Raw genomic sequence first — 18,440 nt, 5'->3', positions numbered from 1 at the left:
TTAGAATCAACTCCAATAGTGCATGACCGTATTGGTTTGGACGATTTTCGAAAATCCGTTCCGTATGTAAAAATTCAGCGCCGTAATATTTTTGGCTTGCGTTCCGGTACAGACGGGCTTTTTGTTTTGCAGCGACTGAAGGGCGTGATCCATTAAAACGGAGCCGATCTTTTGACTGCGGTACGGTTCGAGAACCGCCACGAAAAACAAAAAATTTTCCGTTTCGTTGAGATTTGCCAAGATCACTCCCGCAATCTCTCCGCCAACTTTTGCAAGGTACATTTTTTTCGTATCGGAAGGGGTAAAATTCTGTAAATACGAACCCCATAGTCTGTCCGCCTGCTCGGCAGATATGTGCGGGTCGCAGTGAAACCGTGTCAGGCTAAAGGCTTCCCCTAATTCACGGATCGGCAGATTTTCATTGGATGAGACATCTTCGATACTCACTCCGTTTATGGGAGCGGCAGGGAGAAGGCCTTTGTGTTGCAATTTGATTTCGGTATCGACATAATAAAAATGGCATTGTTGTAAAAAATAGGTGTATTTATAGTCGAGCCGGGTATCGATTTTGGCCGTAATAAAGCTGTCGCTAAAATGGTCTACGATTTTTTTCTGAGCCTTTTCGCTGGGCTCAAAATTCGATTTGGACATATCCAGCGCATACGAGGGCTTCTTGAAAAATTCGGTATCCCATTCAAGAAATTTAAAATAGGCAAATTCTTCGCCGCTTTGCAAATGGGTGTTGTATAACGTTTCCGACTCGCGGCTATCGGTTTCTATTACGATGTTCATCCTATCCTCCCCAGCGCCCGCAGCTCATCCGCAATCGCCATGGTATTAAAGAGGGTGTCTCCGAAACGGGGAGTAAATGTTTCAATCGCGTCTCGAAGCTTCTGCGGGTCAAACGTCCGGTAGCCTAAATACGTAGCCCATCCTTCATGAGCGAAATAGCGGCATCGGGCGATTTGATGTTCATAGGTCGCGATGAGGGCGCAGGGGGTTCGTGACGCAACTAGTTCGCTGGCGGTCAGACCTCCCGCTCCGATGGCGAAATCGCAGGAGAGATATTCTTTGAGCATATCTTGCACGTTTAGTTTGAGTGAGTAGCGGCATTGTTTCCCATCGAGCATCTTTTTGAGTTTCTTGTGGTTGGCATAGCCCGCACCGACGATGATGTTCAGGCGATAGTTTCCCTCCGATAGCGCTTCGGACACTAGTGCGGTAAAATCGAGTTCATCGGCTCCGCCCATTGCGATGAGGATCTCGGAACGGACGGAGGGATTCCTTCTTTCCCGTAGAGTTTTATCATAAAACGGCTGGGGCAAAATGACGTAACGCGGTCCGAGAAGGAATTTTGTCTGCGGGAAACGTTCTGGGACGTAATAGTCGTGCGCGGCTGCATCCCAGTTGATCAGAAGCGCGATATCATCGGGAATATATCCGTCGAAATTGACGCAAACTTTGATAGCGGAGGGATCGATCCCTGTGTAGTCGGTGAGCTTTCGTTCGGTGATTTCAAAAAAAACAATAGCGATATTTTCGTTTTCGATTAAAGCGTTGATGGCCGTAATATCGTCTTCCAGGCTTGCATTTTCATCAAGCCAATAGAGATTTTTGGGATTGAAGCGCTCCATAATCCCTAAGGCCGCTTGTGTTTTCTGGGTCAAAAAATAGAGCTCGAATCCCTCCAGATATCTTGATAGGTGCAGCAAAGATATCAGGTCTCCGGTTCCGATGGAGGGTTTGGCGTCGGCACGAAAGAGTATTTTTGTCATCCCAGAATCGCATCCCATGTAATCGGATCTTCACACGCGATCTCTTTTTTGGCGGTAATCGTGTGGTCGCTAAAAAGTTTCAGGTATTTGGGTGGCAGACCGGGCTGTTTTTTCCCGGGTCTCAAAATGCTGATCGCTTCAGGGGGGATAGGATCGCCTTTTCGGATCGTACGTTTAGCGAAAAGGGTCATATAGGCAAAGTCACGAAGATATTTTTCGTGTTCATAGCAAATTTTTGCCGTGGAGCCGTAGATTGCGGGTTGAACCGTTCCCGATCCGTTCAAAAACCGCTTGCGGGCTTCGTTGATGTCGATGACCATCCGGGCTAGCTCGTCCGGTTCAAGGGCGAAAAAATGGTCCGGCCCCTCCATTTGTTTGCTCAGGGTAATGTGTTTCTCAATGACGGTTGCCCCCAGATAAACGGCTTGTACGGGCGCATCCGAGACTTCAAACGTGTGATCGGAATATCCGATGTTTACTTCAGGAAAAGCCAATTTCAGCGTATCGAGAACCCCCATATTGACCTCCTCGAGCGGAGTCGGATATTTGATGGAGCAGTGCAGTAGAGCGATATTGTTATGTACTTTTTGGATGCACCGTACCGCCTCTTCGGTTTCGGCGAGAGTTGCGCCTCCGGTGCTCATGATGATCGGCAGACCCGTTTGGGCGGCGGCTTCGATCAGCGGGAGATTGGTGATGGTGTAGGAGGAGAGTTTGATTTTATTCATCCCTTTTTGAACCAAATACTCCAGCCCCTCCCGATCAAAGACGGATGCCATAAAATCGATGTTGCGGGCGATACACCGTGCCATGATTTCATCGAGCCACTCAGGGAGGAGTTCGAACCGCTTTACCGCTTCGTGGATATCGTAGCTATACGCTTTTTCCCCATCTTTCCAGTCGATTTTTCCGGCACTTTTCGGATACATGCCGCTTGCGGTGAAAAATTGAAATTTTGCCGCATGGCATCCGGCCTGTGCCGAAAGATCGATCATTTTGAGACAATTTTCTAATGACCCGTTAAAGTTTATGCCGATTTCGGCAATGATGTAAACACTCATATCGTTCCTTTTACAATCGCATCAATGGAGTCGAGAATTTTGGTTTCCGAATCGGCTTGGGCGAGATAATGGCGAAGATACTCTTCATTGCGTTTCGGTTCGATCCGGCCCTCTAAAAATGCCTGGACGCCTTCGATCAGGTGATCGATATCGTCGTAATAGTGTACCCTTTTTCGGAGTTTTTTCAAGGCTACCGTTTCGTAACCGTTAACCGGATCGGCCAATAAAAAGATTTCGGTATCCAGTCCGATGACATCGATCAGCGGAGAAGAGGGGAGATCGATAATCACGATTTTCGGAAGATAGTGGTTGAGAAATTCGCCCAAGGAGAGATGATCGACGAAACGGAGATGCTCAAAGGTATGTTTGACGATGAGAAAAGGGCTGTTGCGCTTGTTGGCTCCTCGTATCGGCTTGACGTAGCAAGAATGACGGCTTTGCAAAGAGTCGAGATAGCGGAGTATTTTATGCTGTGCGCTCCACAAAGCAGCGGCAGGGGTGCGATTGACTCCCCCCATGAGGATTGGCTTGATGATTGTAATCGGAAAAAGAACATCGATGGGGGTTTTGGTTCGGGGCGCAATTTTATGCCGTGTGGTTCCTGTAGGGATAATACGGCATCGGTGCTCGCGGCGGTCGTATCCTCTCTCCAGATCGTCATGGGTGAAACCGTAGGTGAAATAATAGTCGCATCGGTTGAAATCGGAATCAAAATGGCCGTATCGGATTTGATCGCCATAGCAATTCCCGTGCTGCATCCCTGCAACCGGTATGTTTTGTTGCAGTAAAAAGTCGAATACAAACGCTTTTTCACCGAATACCGGCGGATTCCCCCATGCGATCAGAGAAATTTTTTGGCGTGAGAGCAATGTTTTGACCTGGCGTAGCGCTTCAAGCGCACGCCCTATGTTCTGGTGGAAAAATTTTTCCATATCCGAAGCGGCGATAGCATCGAGAGGATGATCGAACGCAAGGGGAGAAAAATCGATTTTAGGGCGGCTTAGGGGGCGTTTTTTTGCAAAGAAAAGGCGGTACATCTCCCAATCAATCATGGTGTAGTGCAAACGGTGCTGTTTTAAAAACGTCAAATCGTACAATTCAGGAAAAAGGAGCAGAACAGGTCTGCTCTTAAACGCCAACGCCAGCAAAGTCTCTTTGAACGCGGCGATTTTTAATTTGAGTTTCGGCCACAGCCAAAACGGATTTTTAGTGAAAATTTTTTTCATGAGTGCCGTTTTGCTGTTTTGGTGCATAAGCGGTTTTTCGTCCGTCTGATGCTGGACGTCTATCGGCTCTATCTGATATTCGGGGAAGAGAACTTTGAGTAACTCCGTCATCTCTCTGTCCGTATAGAAAAAATGGTTCATTTTTTTCGGATAGATCATAATTTTAGGGGAAGAGGAGGTTTGTAGAAGATGCGAAAAAGCCTGAAAAAAACAATAATACTCTAAGTAATGGAGTTTAAAAACATACAGATAAGCACTGAAAAACGGATAGGATTCTTCGCCGTTTTGTTTCAACGCCGCCGATAGCTGTTCATCCATTCTGGCGATAATCGAGGAGACGGATCGGTCTGTAATTTGTTGGGCTTCGAGGATATCGTTTGCATTGATAAATGACGAGAGATGCCGGTTTTCGATCTGTAAAATTTCCTGCATGTGAATGTGGGATGCGATATCGGTGGTGACGATGCGGTATTCATCGGGAGAAAAATGCTGAATAAAATGGTCGATATCCGTTAAATCATTGATTAAAACAATAGGTTTCATGAAAGCTCTCGGGGCTGGATATAGTCAAAGATTTTTTGGGCATAAACGGAAGACTGGCAGCGCAATCGTACTGTTTTTACGGGATACTGCGAATCGATTGCGAGGCTATAAACGGGGTTCTCAAACAGATTGTCCGTCACGATTTGTTCGAAAATATCGGTTTCGCCGGCCGCATGGAGAGGATAAGAACGGCCGTTAACGAGAAGAACGATTTCAGAAGACGAAGCCGATTCAAACGTCATATCGCAGCCAATGATCAGCAGCGGAAAATCGTTGATTTCGATTGTATGGGTCGGGTTGTGCTTGGAGATGGTAAAGAGCAGGTTCTGGACGGGCAACGCATCGGTTGTGGCTGTCAGTACGGCATCCACTACACCTTTTGAGGGTTGAACGGTTGTGACAAAGATATGGCGGGCATAAAACTTTTTTTCCAGATACTGATACCATTTGACCGTCCCGCGATTGGACATCAGCTCTTGTTTGTAGGGGAACCTGTGATCGTGGAGGGTGAAGGGTTCCGAATGGAGAAACATATCGAAATACTGTTGACGAAAGAGGTCGGTATCGGAAAGATAGCGTAACGAAGGGTTTGCGTTGATCCATTTTTCTGCCGAAAAAGAGCCTACCCACTGCAGTATATTTTGATGCCGTATATCCTCGATCGATGCGATCGTATTTTGCGTGTTGATAAAATAGAGCCCCAGATTCGGATCAAAATAATGGGCATGGCCGTTCAGATAGACTTCAATCGCGAAATGGTCAAAGTTTTGCCGGTTTTTCGGAGGGGAACCGAGATAGATGACACGATTGTCGATTTCACAAAGATCGAGCAAGAACTCCATCATAAGCGAAAATTGCTTGCATACACCGTATCCGTAAACGTTCATCAGTTTAAATACGTCGTGCACTTCGGTATTTCGGCAGAGTGAGTGTCGATAATCGTACGCACACGTATAATGGGTCATCAGGGAAGAGATTTCAAAAATCTTAATGACTTTTTCCATCTCTTCATACTCATCTAAAAAACGGACGATTTTGTCTACGGTGAGTAAAACCGGATAGCCGTTTACGGTGAGCTGGTCGAGTGAAATCATGTTCGCATGCCAATCATTCGGGAGGGGACCCCGGCATTGATACTGTATTCTTCGGTGTTTTTGGTTACAACGGCATTGGCACCGATGATAGACCCTTTTTGAATCTTAACCCCTTTGTTTATGCAGACATTGGCACCGAGCCACACGTCGTCTTCTATGACAATGTCCCCATAGGTAAACCCTTGATCACGGATACAGCTGCTTTTTTCAAACTGATGGTCATTGGCGTTGATCGAGATGCTTTTGGCAAAAAGGCATTTTTGGCCGATGAGAATGCTCCCTCCCCCGTTCATAATCGTGTACGGGCCGATGGCAGAACCTGAACCGATTCGGATCGTCCCCTCACGTGCGGATACCAGCCGTACGTCGTGATCGAACGAGACGTTGTCTTCAATGATGATTTTCCCATTTTCCCGGTTGCGGAGGTCAATGTTTCCGAAAATCGAAACATTATCGCCGATTTGGATAAATTCGGCTTTTCCCCCTATCTTCAGATGGGGGATCCCTTCGCAGTAAAACCCTTTGCCGGTTTTGATCCCGTAAAATCTTAGAATGATTTTAATCATGAAACTGTGGAGTTTCCAGTACCGTTTTTTGGTAATGAGGGATAGAAATTCAAACATCAGTGAACTCCATATACCTTTTTCCAATTGTCGAAAGAGATGTTTTTGTAGGCGCTTCGATTGTATTTTCCGTTTTTATCCCATTCGAACCATTTGTTGACCGGAGCTGAAAATCCCCTTTTGTCCACACGGTCGCATATCTCTTTGGGGATAAATTTTCGGGCTACCTCTTTGAGTGCCCATTTCGTAATGCCGTTTTTGATTTTGTATTTGGACGGCATCGAGAAAGCGAATTGAATCAGCCGATAATCCAGAAACGGCGAACGGTTTTCGATACTGAACGCCATGGAAACCCGATCGGACATCTGCAGCAGCACCTGCATCGTACTGTAAAAATCGTTGAGCCCCATGGCGTGGACAACGTCTTTTTGCATCTTTTCAAAATAGAATCCGATGCTTTCGTTTAAAAATTTCAGCACCTTCGTGTCATACGGGTTCTCCGAGCGGTTGACGAGCTTGGTATAACGTTCAACCGGCGAGCCGTAATAACGGTTAATTAAATAGCTGTACTCTTTCATCGCTTCGAGAGTATGAATCTGTTCATCGTGATGGAGTAGGTGATATCGATGATACCCTCCAAATACTTCATCCGCCCCATCTCCGGTCAACATCACTTTGAGACCGTCTTGGCTGATCCGCTCCATCAGCGCCCATAGAGTAAAGCTCGTCCAGGTGCAGGGAGTGTCCAAATGGTAAGCGATCTGTTCTTGGGTCCGGAGGAAATCGTCTTTGGTCGGTTCGACAATGATAAGCTTTTTCTTGAGCTGCTTGGCGACGAGTTTGGCGTAATCGAGTTCATTAAAGTCGCTGTAATCGTAATGTGCCGTATAAAGATGATCCGGTTTGGCGATGCACGCTACCAAAGAACTGTCTATCCCACCGCTGACGAACGCTCCGAACGCATGGGCGCTGTTTTGTGTTCGGAGCAGGATGGAATCTTCGACCAATTCGGCAAGAGAACTCAGAATTTTTGCCTCGTTATCCGGAACATCGATAGGGTGATCCCATATTTTCCAATAGCTCTTGATGGTGGCTTTATTGTTTTTGACATGGATATACTCACCCGGCTCAAGGAGATAGATATCCTTGAAAAGGGTCTCCTTGCCTGTTGTGAATTCATAGGCTCTGTAGGAGACCGCTTTATCGTTCAATTTCGGTTCAACTAGCCCCATAAGAGATTTGATTTCGCTGGCAAATGCGAAAAAATCTTTAGTCTTGACGTAGTAGAGCGGTTTTTCTCCCACCTTGTCCCGTACGATATAGGTTTCGTTTTTCTTTTTATCATGCAGTGCGAATGCATACATGCCGTTGTATTCTTTAAAAGCGTTGATCCCTTTGTCGATGAAGCTTACCATTGCTGTTTCGGTGTCAGAATTGGTCAAAAAAGTATAGTATTTAAGATTTTTTCGGATCTCTTGGTGGTTGTAAATTTCACCGTTGTAGACGATTGCAAAATTGCCGCTGCTGTCTTCATAGGGGATAGTGTGTTCGACGGTATCGATGATGGAGAGCCTGACCATACCGATAGTGGTGTCTTGATACGTTGCCAATCCGGATTGGTCAGGCCCCCTATGTACGCCCCGATCCAACATCTCTTGGACGATCTTTTGTGCATTGTAATCTTTATTTTTGCTGATAAAACCGGCTATTCCACACATTATTTGATCAATGCCTTTAGTCCGCCGTCCCCGACTTGATGATAGATGGTTTGAGAAGAAAAAGAGAAATGTTTAAAGATACCAATACTGTCGATGATGATTTTGGCATGGAAGATCGCATTTTTTTCTATATCGCGCTGTGTCAGACGGTTATACGCTGGATTGGAACTCATGAGGATGTACGCTTCAGCCCCTTTTTCCTTTTTGGCATCCAGCCGGTACGGTTTGGCAAACGGGAGAAGCTCTTGGATTTCCTGCTCTGTAAAATAGGGATCATGGATGAAAATTTCTACATCCAGGTTATGGAGATATTCGGCGAGCAAGATAGAGACGGAAGCTCTGATATCTTTTCTGGCTCCTTCGACGGAAAGCCCCAGAATGGTTATGGAAGCGACCTGATAATTTTTCAAAATATCGGCGTAAAAGAGAGCGGCATTCATATTGACCGCTTGCGTTTCCTGGATGATGGAGAGGTATTCTCCCCTCTGTCCGGCAAGCATATGGTTGATATGCAGTATATTTTTATGATTTAAAAGGTTCAACCCGCTTTTTTTAGGCGATACGGCAAAATTCTTGGCGATCTTTGCGGATACGTCATTGATATCGATATGGGGATAACCCAAGGAGAGCTGCGTGAAAAAAGCCTGCGTCGTATAATGCAAACAGTTTTTGCCGTTTTCATACACTTCGGCTTCTTCAATCCCTCCAAGAGTGTCAAAATCAATCTCCATCATCGTAAAAACTTGTGAAGCGATCTCTAACGATTTTTTGTCGTTGGCTCCGAGCATTCGAGTTTCATTTCCGAGCAAAAACTCTTCTATGCTCCAATCGCTTCTGAAAGCGGATGCGAAATAGCATTCTGCCCCTGCTTTTTTGAGCGGATCGATGAAATGTTTTTTGATCGTTCCCGCTTTTTCAGCGGATTGAAAAAGGATGAGGGAATGGTGCAGTTTATCGATATGTTGGCTAAAAATCTCGATTAGGCGTGCATATGTTTCAGGTTTTCCGGAGTTTTTAAAGCCCGGTAAAGCGATGATATGAAGGTTGGAATCAAACATCGTATCATAATTTTCAGGAAAAGCGATTTGCTGGATATCTATTTTCGGGATGTCGTTGTTAAGCGACCAGGTCTGCTTCATATATTCGTAAGGATATCGGCCGTTTTGAATATCGTGCCGGACATCTTTTTCCAACGTTGCGCAGTTTACAAAAAAACCTTTTGACTGGAGCCTTAAAACAGAGGTATAGCCCAGATAACCTATCCCCCATACCGAAACGGTTTTTGTCGCATAGAGCTTTTCTGTAAACTTATTCATATTCATTCTCCCAAAAATGCGTTGACTTTGGCTATGACATAATGGGCATCTTCATCACTCATAGACGGAAACATCGGGATAGAGACGATCCGGGCAAAAATCGCATCGGCTGTTTCGAATGTAGCATGCGGATTTTTTGCCGCATAATAGCTGTGCAGATGGAGAGGAATGAAATGGACGCTGGTTCCGATGTTTTCTTCTTTCATTGCCTGAATAAAAACATCTCTTTCAACCCCTTCCGGAAGCAGAATCGGGAAAAGGTGGTAGGTGTGGTAATGTTCGGACGAATCGAGCGTAAAGCCGATTTTTTGGCTCAGATGCTTTTTATAGAGCGCCGCAAGCTCTCTTCTTCTGGCGTTGAGGGTATCGAGCTTTTTAAGCTGCTCTATGCCGATTGCGGCATGGACGCTGTCAAGATTGCATTTGTATCCCATCTCCTCGATATCGTATCGCCAGTTTCCGGCTTTTTCATACCGTTTGAAAGCCTCTTTGTTAATGCCGAAATAGCCAAGTTTCCGTATCTTTTCGATGATCTCTTTATCTTTGGAGACGGCGGCTCCTCCTTCTCCCATCGCAAGGTTTTTGGTTGCATAAAAGCTAAAGCAGGTAACATCTGAAAAATTACCGATTTTTTCTCCCTTATATTCGGTTCCGATAGCGTGCGCGGCATCTTCGATCACTTTTAAATCGTATTTTTTGGCCAGAGATGCTATCCCTTCCATATCGCAGGGGAACCCGGCAATGTGCACCGGCATAATCGCTTTCGTTTTGTCGGTGATCAGTTGTTCGGCTTTTTTGAGGTCGATATTGAGACTGTTCCCTTCGATATCGCACAATACCGCTTTCGCGCCGACCCACTCGACCACATGCGCCGTCGCAGCGAATGTCCATGTCGGAACGATGACTTCGTCGTCTTTTCCGATTCCGCAGGCTAAAAGGGCAAGATGGAGCGCTGCGGTACAGGAATTGAGTCCCACCGCATACACAGGATCGCCTTCGCACAGATAATCGGATAAAGCCGCTTCAAATTCAGTGACTTTCGGCCCTGTCGTCCACCAGCCACTCCGGAGCACTTCATTGGCCGCCGCCAGTTCATCTTCGGAGATGTAGGGTTTTGCCAAAGGCAAAAAATCATTTCTTTTCATTTTCCACCACGCTTCCGGTATCTTGATTGCCGATTTCGGGATACCAGCTATCACATTTGCTGCAGACTGCATCCGATATAGGACATTGTCCGACATTGGCATGTTGCCGCCGAAGTTCGGTGTATTTTTCGTTATGCCAAATTTCGTGAATAGTGTGGGTATTGACATTCCCCATCCCGTCGCTGTCCCAGTCGTGGTTGCATCGGGCCGTTCTGCCGTCATCGTAAATGAGCATGTCGTAAATGGGCATTACGCACGGCTTTCTGGGTGTTCGAGGATTTTTTAATGACCCAAAGTTCCCGTCTTCCGAATGCGCTTCGTAGATACGTACTCGATCGACCCTGTCTTTCCAGATATTCAAAAAAAGGTCACAGTCTTCAGGTGGCGTCGACTCTGTTTTGACCATAGAAGCCTGAGTGTTCACCCGTCCTTGATTGTATTCCAAAAATGCAAGAATTTTTTTCTCTACTTTGTCATAATCTGCAGGCAGCCTGGTTTTATTAAAATTGTGGGGAGTATCGAGGCTGAAAGATAAAAAATCCAAACCGTTGACGATGGCATCGAATTTATCCGGATGCAGCACCGTTGCATTTGTGGCCATTTGGACCTCTTTAAATTTTCCCGCAACGAGATTCAGCATGTCGCTGAAACGAGGGTGAAGCATACTCTCTCCCCGTCGATGAAGAACCAAAACAGTCTCAGGTTTCGGAGTCAATTCGGTAATGATTTTTTCAAACAGTTCGAATTTCATGTAGCCGGTCAACTCGTTGACAAAGTGTCTCGGACAATAGGTGCACTTTAAATTGCAATCACTTACTAATTCAATTTCAACCCGATGCGGAAAATTGGGTGCATAATAATTCAATCCATCATCCTTCTATTTTATTTAATATCTCAATTATATCACTTGATTTAAAAGAAACACACTTTAAATGATTTATTATAAAATTCGCGATTTTTAGATCGTTTTCGTAATCAATTGTCAACGTATAATTTTTTAAGTGGATCGGACATAAGTCAAGGTTTAATAAAAAGGTAGAAAATTTTTCTTTGTTGTCTCGAATATACTTTGTTACATGCTCTTTGTCACTATCATTTAATTGAAAAGAATGGATACGCTGTAATACGTCGACACGGATAATTTCTGACATGAATCCATTTAAACTATTTTCAGTTGATACATATTCCAACGTTTTATCAGAATCAAAAAGTTTAAAACCTTGATCTATTGCATCCATATCTACGAAGGGTGAATCACCACAGACTCTGCAGACAATAGTTGCTTGAGCATGAACGGCACAATCGATGTATCGTTTTAATACATCGTTTAAACTGCCTCTGCAGACAGGAATGTTTTTTTCATTGCATAAATTATAAAGTTCATCATCGGATGTGTCGGTTGATGTAATTACTATAACTTGATCCGCGATTTCAGATTGTAAGCATCTTTGATAAACATATTCGACTAACGTACGATCCCCAAGCTTCTGTACCATTTTTTTGGGAAATCTGGAAGATGAAAGTCGAGACTGAATTAATATCGCTTTTCTCAATTTACAATCTTCCATCTGCTTTGTCCAAAACTCCTTTAATATCAAAAATGACTTGATTGGTGTTTTGAAGGGGGATCGTTTTGTATTCGTTATGTGCAACAGCTAGGATAATGGCATCATAAGCATCTAATTCTAATTTTTGATGATCAAGTAAATTAAAATTGTATTCCTCTTTAACTTCTTTTGCATTTGCCCATGGATCGCTGATATCTACAATACAACCAAATTCACGTAATTCTTCTACAACGTCTACAACCCTGCTATTACGGATATCCGGACAATTCTCTTTAAAGGTTATCCCCAAGACTAATACTTTTGAGCCTTCAATTTTGAGCCCTTTTTTGATCATTAGTTTTATAACTTTATTGGCTACAAAAATACCCATGTTTTCATTAATTCGTCGCCCAGATAAGATGACCTGTGGGAAATAGCCGATACTTTCCGCTTTATGAACGAGATAATATGGATCCACTCCAATGCAGTGGCCGCCGACAAGACCTGGTTTGAATTTTAAAAAATTCCATTTTGTTCCAGCTGCGGCCAACACATCTTGTGTATCAATCCCCATTTTATCAAACATGACTGCAAGCTCATTGACAAATGAGATATTGACGTCCCGTTGAGCATTTTCAATAACCTTTGCGGCTTCGGCAACTTTTATGGTCGGCGCTAAATGCGTCCCGGCAGTGATCACACTTGCATACAAGTTGTTGATTCTTTCTCCGATTTCTGGTGTACTTCCGCTTGTAACTTTAAGAATTTTGGTAACGGTATGCTCTTTATCCCCCGGATTAATTCGTTCAGGCGAGTAGCCGCAAAAAAAATCGTGATTGAATTTTAATCCGGAAGTTTTTTCAAGAATTGGTACGCAATCTTCCTCGGTACATCCGGGGTAAACCGTACTCTCATAAATAACGATATCATTTCTTTTTAGTAACTTTCCGACAGTTTCCGTGGCTTTTAACAAGGGAGTCAAGTTGGGTTTTTTATAATGATCGATTGGAGTTGGAACGGTTATGATAAAAATTGTGCAATCTTTAATATCATCAATGGATGTGGTTAAATATAGATCTCTTTCAAAAGCTTCTTGCAACTGAGAGGAATTAAGTTCCAATGTTCGATCATATCCACTTTTAAGTTCATCGATACGTGTTTGATTAATATCAAAACCTACAACAGAATATTTTTCTGAAAAAGCGTGTGCTAACGGCAATCCAACATATCCCAATCCGATAATTGCAATTTTCATGTTTTTATTGCCTTAAATTTATCTATTTCGTCCAGTTTTTCCCACGGGTAATCGCTTTGTCCTACCTGACCGCGGCTGGCGACATCGGCATAGAGAAATGTCTCTTCGCTCGGATGGTCAAGATCAAATTTTCGGGTGATCCAGTTAGGTGTAAGGGCAAAATTGTCATGTACGAACGATGAGAGGATATCATCGTTCAATCCTTCAATGCAGGTGCCGCAGGTATCAACGGCAACAGAAGTCGGTTTTGCAACTCCGATAGCATAGCTGATCTGTACGATTGCTTTTTTGGCAAGTCCCGCCGCCACGATATGTTTGGCAATCCAGCGTCCGGCATACAAGCCTGAGCGGTCAACTTTCGTATAGTCTTTGGAACTTTGAGCACCGCCGCCGATCGGAGCATATCCGCCGAAACTGTCAACGATCAGTTTGCGTCCGGTCAAGCCACTGTCATGCAGACTTGAGTGGGAGACGTATTTGCCTGTCGGATTGATATGGATGATGCACTCTTTGGGATCAAACAGATTGGTCGGCAATCCCGTATCTAGGATCAATTCCATGATCAGTTCGCGTACCTGCTCGATATTCATCGTATTGACGCACGGGGCGGAAACGACGATAGTGTGGATTGCTTGGGGATTGCAGGTTTCAAAATTATCTTTGCAACCGTAATCCATCGTTACTTGGGTTTTGATATCGACACCGAGCTTATGAGGGTGGGCTAGGGCGTAATGATATACTTTCTCCATCAACATCCGCGCGTACGTAATCGCACTTGGCATATAGTTGGCCGTTTCGCAATCGGCATACCCGAACATAATCCCCTGGTCCCCCGCACCGGTTTCGCCATCACTTTGATCAACCCCCTGATTGATATCGGGTGATTGCCGGTTAAGAAGTACCTGTACCTCTACATCATCGGGATGAAGGCACTCTTCACGGGTAAAATGGGGATGACCGTTGTATCCGATTTTTTTAAGAGCATCAAGAGCGATATGCTTATACTCTTTTGTGCTGAGTTGAACGGCAGAAGTGACTTCACCGCCGATGATGACATGTTTGCCGGCTACAAATACTTCGCTGGCAACACGGCTTTTAGGATCTCCGATAATAAGACGATCAACAATGCTGTCGGCAATGATATCGGCACATTTGTCAGGGTGCCCCGGGCTAACGACTTCAGAGGTGAATAGATACATAATAGAGTTGTTTTCCTTGACTAATTTTACGAAAATACTGAAGATAGATTATAAGATATTTAAACTGAGTAAAATATTTTCGTTTCTTTTGTTAGGCTTTAAAATCGTATAATTGCGAAAAAAGGTTTTTCGTGTGCGGCGTATTCGGAATTATCGGTCATTATTCTCCTCACAAAGCACGCGAAGCTCTAAAAACCTTGCAGCATCGCGGCAGGGATTATTGCGGAGTTGTTGAACAAAATACCCTTTTTTTAGCCCATCAGCGCCTCTCCATAACGGATGTTCATCCCCGTTCCCATCAACCGATGCGCCGAGACAAACTGCTTATCAGCTTTAACGGGGAAATTTACAATCATGCCAGGCTGAGAGAGCAGCTAACCGGTTTAAAATGGGAAACGTCCAGTGATACGGAAGTCGTATTGGCGGCGTATGAGCGATGGGGAATACGGTGCGTCGAGTATCTTGAAGGGATGTTTGCATTTGCGTTGATAGACGGTGATAAGTGCTATCTGGTTCGGGATCGCTTCGGCAAAAAACCGCTTTTCTATCATCAAAGCAATGAAGCGTTTGTGTTCGGTTCGGAGATCAAAGCGATTAAACCGTTTTTATCTTCCGTTTACATGAATGATGAAGCACTCCATTCGTATCTCTCTTTTTTGGCTCCGACTCCTCCCCACACGTTTTATAAAGGGATAGAAAAATTGGAGAGCGGGGAGTGGCTCTGCGCAGAGCAGGGGAAAATTACCAAACACCGTTATTATAATCTGCTCGATACTCCGGATTCATCTATTACCGGAAATTCTGATGCATTGTACAGGATCGAAGAGGAGCTTCATCGAGCTATTGCCGTACGTCTGGATACCGAAGTCCCGATAGCGGCTTTGCTTTCCGGCGGACTGGACAGCGCGATGATTTGCGCAATAGCGGCACGTCAGGGGAAAAAGCTTCCCGTCTTTACGCTGGGCTACAATGAGTACGATGCGTATGACGAACGTAAAAATGCCGCAATGACGGCAAAGTATTTGGGACTTGATCACACCGAAGTGATTATTTCGCAAAACGATTTCGATGAGCATCTAGATGAACTTTTAACCCATATGGACGAACCGTTGAATGATCCCGCAGCGCTGCCGCTTTATCTGCTCATGAAAAAAATCGGCGCGGAGGGGTACAAAGTCGTTCTCAGCGGAGAGGGGAGTGACGAACTGTTTTTGGGATATCGTCAGTACTTCGAATATCTTGATATTGAAAAAGCGGCTTCTTTGCATCATAAAAACTGGCTCAAAAAATATTTTCACAGCCATTTTTCGATGAACCGGGAGTGGGAGTGGTACAAGCGTATCTTTGACGATACGCTGCTGTTTCGTACCTCTGGGGACAAATTTACCGATTTGCAGCAAAACAAACTTTTCCGCCGTAATGTCCGCGATAATGAATCATTGCGTTTTTTGGAGAGCTATCGCCGAATGTTCGAGCAAAGCGCTCATGAACACCCGAGTGTTTGGTACAGTATGATTGATTTGAAGCTTTTTGTCGGAGAACATTTTCTAACCAAGCTGGATCGGGTCTCTATGGCCCATACGATTGAGGCGCGTACACCGTTTTTGGATCACATTCTGGCAGAGACGGTGCTATCGGTTGACCCGTCTTTAAGAATCGGCAACGGGGGGACAAAACCGCTCCTCAAACAAATCGCCCGAAATTATCTCAGCGATGAGATCATCACTCGGAAGAAAAAAGGGTTTGCCAATCCGTACATGGAGTGGCTGATTGCGTCGGGAAGAATAGAACTGATTCGTGAAGTCAATGATAAAACGGGGCTTTTTTATCCGGAAGAGATAGATAATTATATTGATATGGCACGCCGAGGAAAATTTAAACAGCACGTATGGGGCTTGTATGTACTGAGCCATTGGATTAAACGAGAGTTATTGTAGTCTTATTTTTTTTCCATCAATAAGGCCAATTCCAGTGTTCCACTGATATAGTTGGCAAAAAAATTCATAATTCCTTCGTCTTGTTCATCAAACTCTCCGTGATATTTGTTGAGCAATTGAATGACCCCTATGACCTCTTGCTGTGAGTTAAAGATGGGGGTAGCGAGGATATTTCGGGTCATAAAGCCGCTTTTTTCATCGATTTTAGTTAAGAAACGGCTGTCTTCATAGGGGTTATTGACCAGTTGGGCAGTTTTTTTCCGAACCGTATCTCCCACAATGCCTGAATGAATACTGATCGCAATCCGCCCTACGCCGTCACTGAGTTTCGTCCAAAGCATTTCTCCCGGATAATCGACCATAAAAATGGAACATCGCTCCGCATTTACGATAGCTTTTGCCTCTTCCGAGATTGCCGGCAGCGTTTTTTCAAGTTCATCAAGCTCAGTAAGTTTTTTGCCGAAATCGGCAATCCGTTTGTAAATTTCCAGACTCATTCTATCCCTTTTGCCAGTAAAGCCGTTTGATCATCGAAAAGCATGGCCAGTTCAAGATATCCGCTGATATAGTGGGCAAAAAAAATCATAAATTTAATGTCTTCCGGTGAAAATCCTCCCGGTTTGTTGAGGAGTTGAAAAACACCGATGATGCGCCGATTGGAATCAAAGATAGGGATAGAAGCGATATTTTCGGTCACAAAACCGGTTTTATTATCTATGGTATGCAGAAACCGCTCATCTTCATAGGGATTATTGACTAAAATGGGTTTCCCCTCTTTGACGGTATGTCCGACGATGCCGTCATTAACATGGACCATAATTTTTTCTATCCCGTCGGCCAAAGTCGTCCAAAGCATTTGGATTTTCGGATTATAGATAAAAATTGAGCATCTTTCCGCTTTGCTTACTTGTTTGGCATACTCGGATATCATCGGAAGACCTTCTGATAATGCCGGACGCTTAAGCAGCGCCCGCCCAAAATCAGCTAAGGCGGTATACGAAGTGGTCATGCGTACCTCATTGGACAAAAATTCTGAAAAAAATAAATCGTATCGAGTTAAAGCTAAAAAGTAAATTTAGAAGAAATTTAAGAAGGGAAAATCTGTCTTGAAGCGGCAAGCATAGCCAAAGGGAACTATATCCTTTGGCGTTAGAATATCGTAAGAATTAAAGGCTGTGCTCTTTTTTGTAGGCGATGATCATTGCGTACGCTTCGTCTTTCAACAACAATTTTTCTTTTTTGAGTTTTTCAAGCTCAAGATCGGTCATTGGAACGTCACCGTTTTCAGCTTTGGTGATTTGGTTGTCTAGATCATTGTGACGATCAAAAATTTTCAAAAAGTGGGCATTAGCCGCATCATTTTGTTTCATATGGGTAATTACATCGCGGTATTCGTGCAACATTCGGGAGTCCTTGCATGGAAATTTATCGGAATTATACCACTACTTAATTTAAAATCCGCGGAAGAGTGATTCCCTCTTGCCCCTGATACTTGCCGCTTTTATCTTTATAAGAAGTTTCGCACATATCGTCGCCTTGTAAAAAGAGCACCTGTGCTATCCCTTCATTGGCATATATTTTTGCCGGAAGAGGGGTGGTGTTGGAAATTTCGATGGTAATATGCCCCTCGAATTCCGGTTCAAACGGAGTAACATTGACAATAATACCGCACCTAGCATAAGTCGATTTACCCAAACAGATCGCCAACACGTCACGGGGAATTTTAAAATATTCTACGGTTCGCGCCAATGCGAACGAGTTCGGCGGGACAATGCATACATCGCCCGTAAAATCGACGACATTCATATCATCAAAATGTTTCGGGTCGACGACAGTAGAATTTAGGTTGGTAAAAATTTTAAATTCATTCGTCACACGGATGTCGTAGCCGTATGAGCTAAGGCCGTAACTGACGACGCCCAAGCCTACCTGATCCTCGCAAAACGGGGAAATCATTCCCTCTTTTAATGCCTTTTCACGTATCCATCTATCGCTTTTTAAACCCATATTCAATCCGTTGTTAATTTTATTTGTGGTAGTATAACACATCTATTACCCTAC

At 44.3% G+C, this 18,440-nt stretch carries 18 protein-coding genes; 1 reads left to right on the top strand and 17 read right to left on the bottom strand.

The window, feature by feature from the left end; all coding sequences use genetic code 11:
- Positions 1-6: 6 nt before the first annotated feature.
- Genes SULKU_RS12025 through metK form a run of 13 tightly spaced genes read right to left on the bottom strand, consistent with a single transcriptional unit; the run spans position 7 to position 14,442 of the window.
- Complete coding sequence (locus SULKU_RS12025; RefSeq protein ID WP_013461247.1) at positions 7-792, bottom strand: GNAT family N-acetyltransferase; 786 nt, start codon at positions 790-792, stop codon at positions 7-9.
- Positions 789-1,775 carry a hypothetical protein gene (locus SULKU_RS12020; RefSeq protein WP_013461246.1) on the bottom strand — a complete coding sequence of 329 codons (987 nt, stop codon included), beginning with the start codon at positions 1,773-1,775 and terminating at the stop codon, positions 789-791. Before SULKU_RS12020 ends, SULKU_RS12025 begins: the two co-directional genes overlap by 4 nt.
- Positions 1,772-2,836, bottom strand: a complete 1,065-nt coding sequence (locus SULKU_RS12015) for an N-acetylneuraminate synthase family protein (protein WP_013461245.1) — start codon at positions 2,834-2,836, stop codon at positions 1,772-1,774. Before SULKU_RS12015 ends, SULKU_RS12020 begins: the two co-directional genes overlap by 4 nt.
- The gene (locus SULKU_RS12010; RefSeq protein ID WP_013461244.1) at positions 2,833-4,605 is read right to left on the bottom strand and encodes a Clp protease/crotonase-like domain-containing protein; all 1,773 of its coding nucleotides are present in this window, start codon (positions 4,603-4,605) and stop codon (positions 2,833-2,835) included. Before SULKU_RS12010 ends, SULKU_RS12015 begins: the two co-directional genes overlap by 4 nt.
- Positions 4,602-5,699, bottom strand: coding sequence for a hypothetical protein (locus SULKU_RS12005; RefSeq protein ID WP_013461243.1), 1,098 nt, complete (start codon positions 5,697-5,699; stop codon positions 4,602-4,604). Before SULKU_RS12005 ends, SULKU_RS12010 begins: the two co-directional genes overlap by 4 nt.
- Complete coding sequence (locus tag SULKU_RS12000) at positions 5,696-6,322, bottom strand: acyltransferase (RefSeq protein WP_013461242.1); 627 nt, start codon at positions 6,320-6,322, stop codon at positions 5,696-5,698. The genes SULKU_RS12005 and SULKU_RS12000 overlap by 4 nt, the downstream gene beginning before the upstream one ends.
- Entirely contained in the window at positions 6,322-7,980 is a 1,659-nt protein-coding gene (gene asnB, locus SULKU_RS11995; RefSeq protein WP_013461241.1) for an asparagine synthase (glutamine-hydrolyzing), read from the bottom strand. The genes SULKU_RS12000 and asnB (SULKU_RS11995) overlap by 1 nt, the downstream gene beginning before the upstream one ends.
- Positions 7,980-9,296, bottom strand: coding sequence for a UDP binding domain-containing protein (locus tag SULKU_RS11990; RefSeq protein ID WP_013461240.1), 1,317 nt, complete (start codon positions 9,294-9,296; stop codon positions 7,980-7,982). The genes asnB (SULKU_RS11995) and SULKU_RS11990 overlap by 1 nt, the downstream gene beginning before the upstream one ends.
- Positions 9,297-9,298: 2 nt before the next feature.
- The gene (locus SULKU_RS11985) at positions 9,299-10,441 is read right to left on the bottom strand and encodes a DegT/DnrJ/EryC1/StrS family aminotransferase (RefSeq protein WP_013461239.1); all 1,143 of its coding nucleotides are present in this window, start codon (positions 10,439-10,441) and stop codon (positions 9,299-9,301) included.
- Entirely contained in the window at positions 10,428-11,306 is an 879-nt protein-coding gene (locus tag SULKU_RS11980) for a radical SAM/SPASM domain-containing protein (protein ID WP_013461238.1), read from the bottom strand. The genes SULKU_RS11985 and SULKU_RS11980 overlap by 14 nt, the downstream gene beginning before the upstream one ends.
- 4 nt (positions 11,307-11,310) lie before the next feature.
- On the bottom strand, positions 11,311-11,994 hold the full coding sequence (locus SULKU_RS11975) for a cytidylyltransferase domain-containing protein (protein ID WP_172633610.1): 684 nt from the start codon (positions 11,992-11,994) through the stop codon (positions 11,311-11,313).
- 1 nt (position 11,995) lies between these two features.
- Positions 11,996-13,243: a nucleotide sugar dehydrogenase gene (locus SULKU_RS11970; protein ID WP_013461236.1), complete on the bottom strand. Its 1,248-nt coding sequence runs from the start codon at positions 13,241-13,243 to the stop codon at positions 11,996-11,998.
- Complete coding sequence (gene metK / locus SULKU_RS11965) at positions 13,240-14,442, bottom strand: methionine adenosyltransferase (RefSeq protein WP_013461235.1); 1,203 nt, start codon at positions 14,440-14,442, stop codon at positions 13,240-13,242. The genes SULKU_RS11970 and metK overlap by 4 nt, the downstream gene beginning before the upstream one ends.
- 131 nt (positions 14,443-14,573) lie before the next feature.
- Here metK and asnB (SULKU_RS11960) point away from each other — a divergent pair, with 131 nt between their 5' ends.
- Entirely contained in the window at positions 14,574-16,379 is a 1,806-nt protein-coding gene (asnB, locus tag SULKU_RS11960; RefSeq protein WP_013461234.1) for an asparagine synthase (glutamine-hydrolyzing), read from the top strand.
- A gap of 2 nt (positions 16,380-16,381) precedes the next feature.
- On the opposite strand, the gene SULKU_RS11955 is transcribed toward asnB (SULKU_RS11960), so the two are convergent.
- From SULKU_RS11955 to dcd, 4 genes are all read right to left on the bottom strand, one after another.
- Positions 16,382-16,876, bottom strand: a complete 495-nt coding sequence (locus SULKU_RS11955) for a GAF domain-containing protein (RefSeq protein ID WP_013461233.1) — start codon at positions 16,874-16,876, stop codon at positions 16,382-16,384.
- Positions 16,873-17,388 carry a GAF domain-containing protein gene (locus tag SULKU_RS11950; protein WP_013461232.1) on the bottom strand — a complete coding sequence of 172 codons (516 nt, stop codon included), beginning with the start codon at positions 17,386-17,388 and terminating at the stop codon, positions 16,873-16,875. The genes SULKU_RS11955 and SULKU_RS11950 overlap by 4 nt, the downstream gene beginning before the upstream one ends.
- A gap of 157 nt (positions 17,389-17,545) precedes the next feature.
- Positions 17,546-17,782, bottom strand: coding sequence for an HP1242/YdcH family protein (locus SULKU_RS11945; RefSeq protein ID WP_013461231.1), 237 nt, complete (start codon positions 17,780-17,782; stop codon positions 17,546-17,548).
- A 43-nt stretch (positions 17,783-17,825) separates the two neighbouring features.
- A complete protein-coding gene (gene dcd, locus SULKU_RS11940; RefSeq protein WP_013461230.1) occupies positions 17,826-18,386 on the bottom strand; it encodes a dCTP deaminase in 561 nt (186 codons plus the stop codon).
- Positions 18,387-18,440: the final 54 nt, after the last annotated feature.

This window comes from Sulfuricurvum kujiense DSM 16994 (genome assembly GCF_000183725.1).
Taxonomy (GTDB): Bacteria; Campylobacterota; Campylobacteria; order Campylobacterales; family Sulfurimonadaceae; genus Sulfuricurvum; species Sulfuricurvum kujiense.
This window is presented reverse-complemented; position numbering and strand designations above follow the sequence as displayed.

Coding starts and splice junctions, on each gene's coding strand:
- SULKU_RS12025 (WP_013461247.1), bottom strand. CDS start 792: ATGAACATCGTAATAGAAACCGATAGCCGCGAGTCGGAAACGTTATAC.
- SULKU_RS12020 (WP_013461246.1), bottom strand. CDS start 1,775: ATGACAAAAATACTCTTTCGTGCCGACGCCAAACCCTCCATCGGAACC.
- SULKU_RS12015 (WP_013461245.1), bottom strand. CDS start 2,836: ATGAGTGTTTACATCATTGCCGAAATCGGCATAAACTTTAACGGGTCA.
- SULKU_RS12010 (WP_013461244.1), bottom strand. CDS start 4,605: ATGAAACCTATTGTTTTAATCAATGATTTAACGGATATCGACCATTTT.
- SULKU_RS12005 (WP_013461243.1), bottom strand. CDS start 5,699: ATGATTTCACTCGACCAGCTCACCGTAAACGGCTATCCGGTTTTACTC.
- SULKU_RS12000 (WP_013461242.1), bottom strand. CDS start 6,322: ATGTTTGAATTTCTATCCCTCATTACCAAAAAACGGTACTGGAAACTC.
- asnB (WP_013461241.1), bottom strand. CDS start 7,980: ATGTGTGGAATAGCCGGTTTTATCAGCAAAAATAAAGATTACAATGCA.
- SULKU_RS11990 (WP_013461240.1), bottom strand. CDS start 9,296: ATGAATAAGTTTACAGAAAAGCTCTATGCGACAAAAACCGTTTCGGTA.
- SULKU_RS11985 (WP_013461239.1), bottom strand. CDS start 10,441: ATGAAAAGAAATGATTTTTTGCCTTTGGCAAAACCCTACATCTCCGAA.
- SULKU_RS11970 (WP_013461236.1), bottom strand. CDS start 13,243: ATGAAAATTGCAATTATCGGATTGGGATATGTTGGATTGCCGTTAGCA.
- metK (WP_013461235.1), bottom strand. CDS start 14,442: ATGTATCTATTCACCTCTGAAGTCGTTAGCCCGGGGCACCCTGACAAA.
- SULKU_RS11955 (WP_013461233.1), bottom strand. CDS start 16,876: ATGAGTCTGGAAATTTACAAACGGATTGCCGATTTCGGCAAAAAACTT.
- SULKU_RS11950 (WP_013461232.1), bottom strand. CDS start 17,388: ATGACCACTTCGTATACCGCCTTAGCTGATTTTGGGCGGGCGCTGCTT.
- SULKU_RS11945 (WP_013461231.1), bottom strand. CDS start 17,782: ATGTTGCACGAATACCGCGATGTAATTACCCATATGAAACAAAATGAT.
- dcd (WP_013461230.1), bottom strand. CDS start 18,386: ATGGGTTTAAAAAGCGATAGATGGATACGTGAAAAGGCATTAAAAGAG.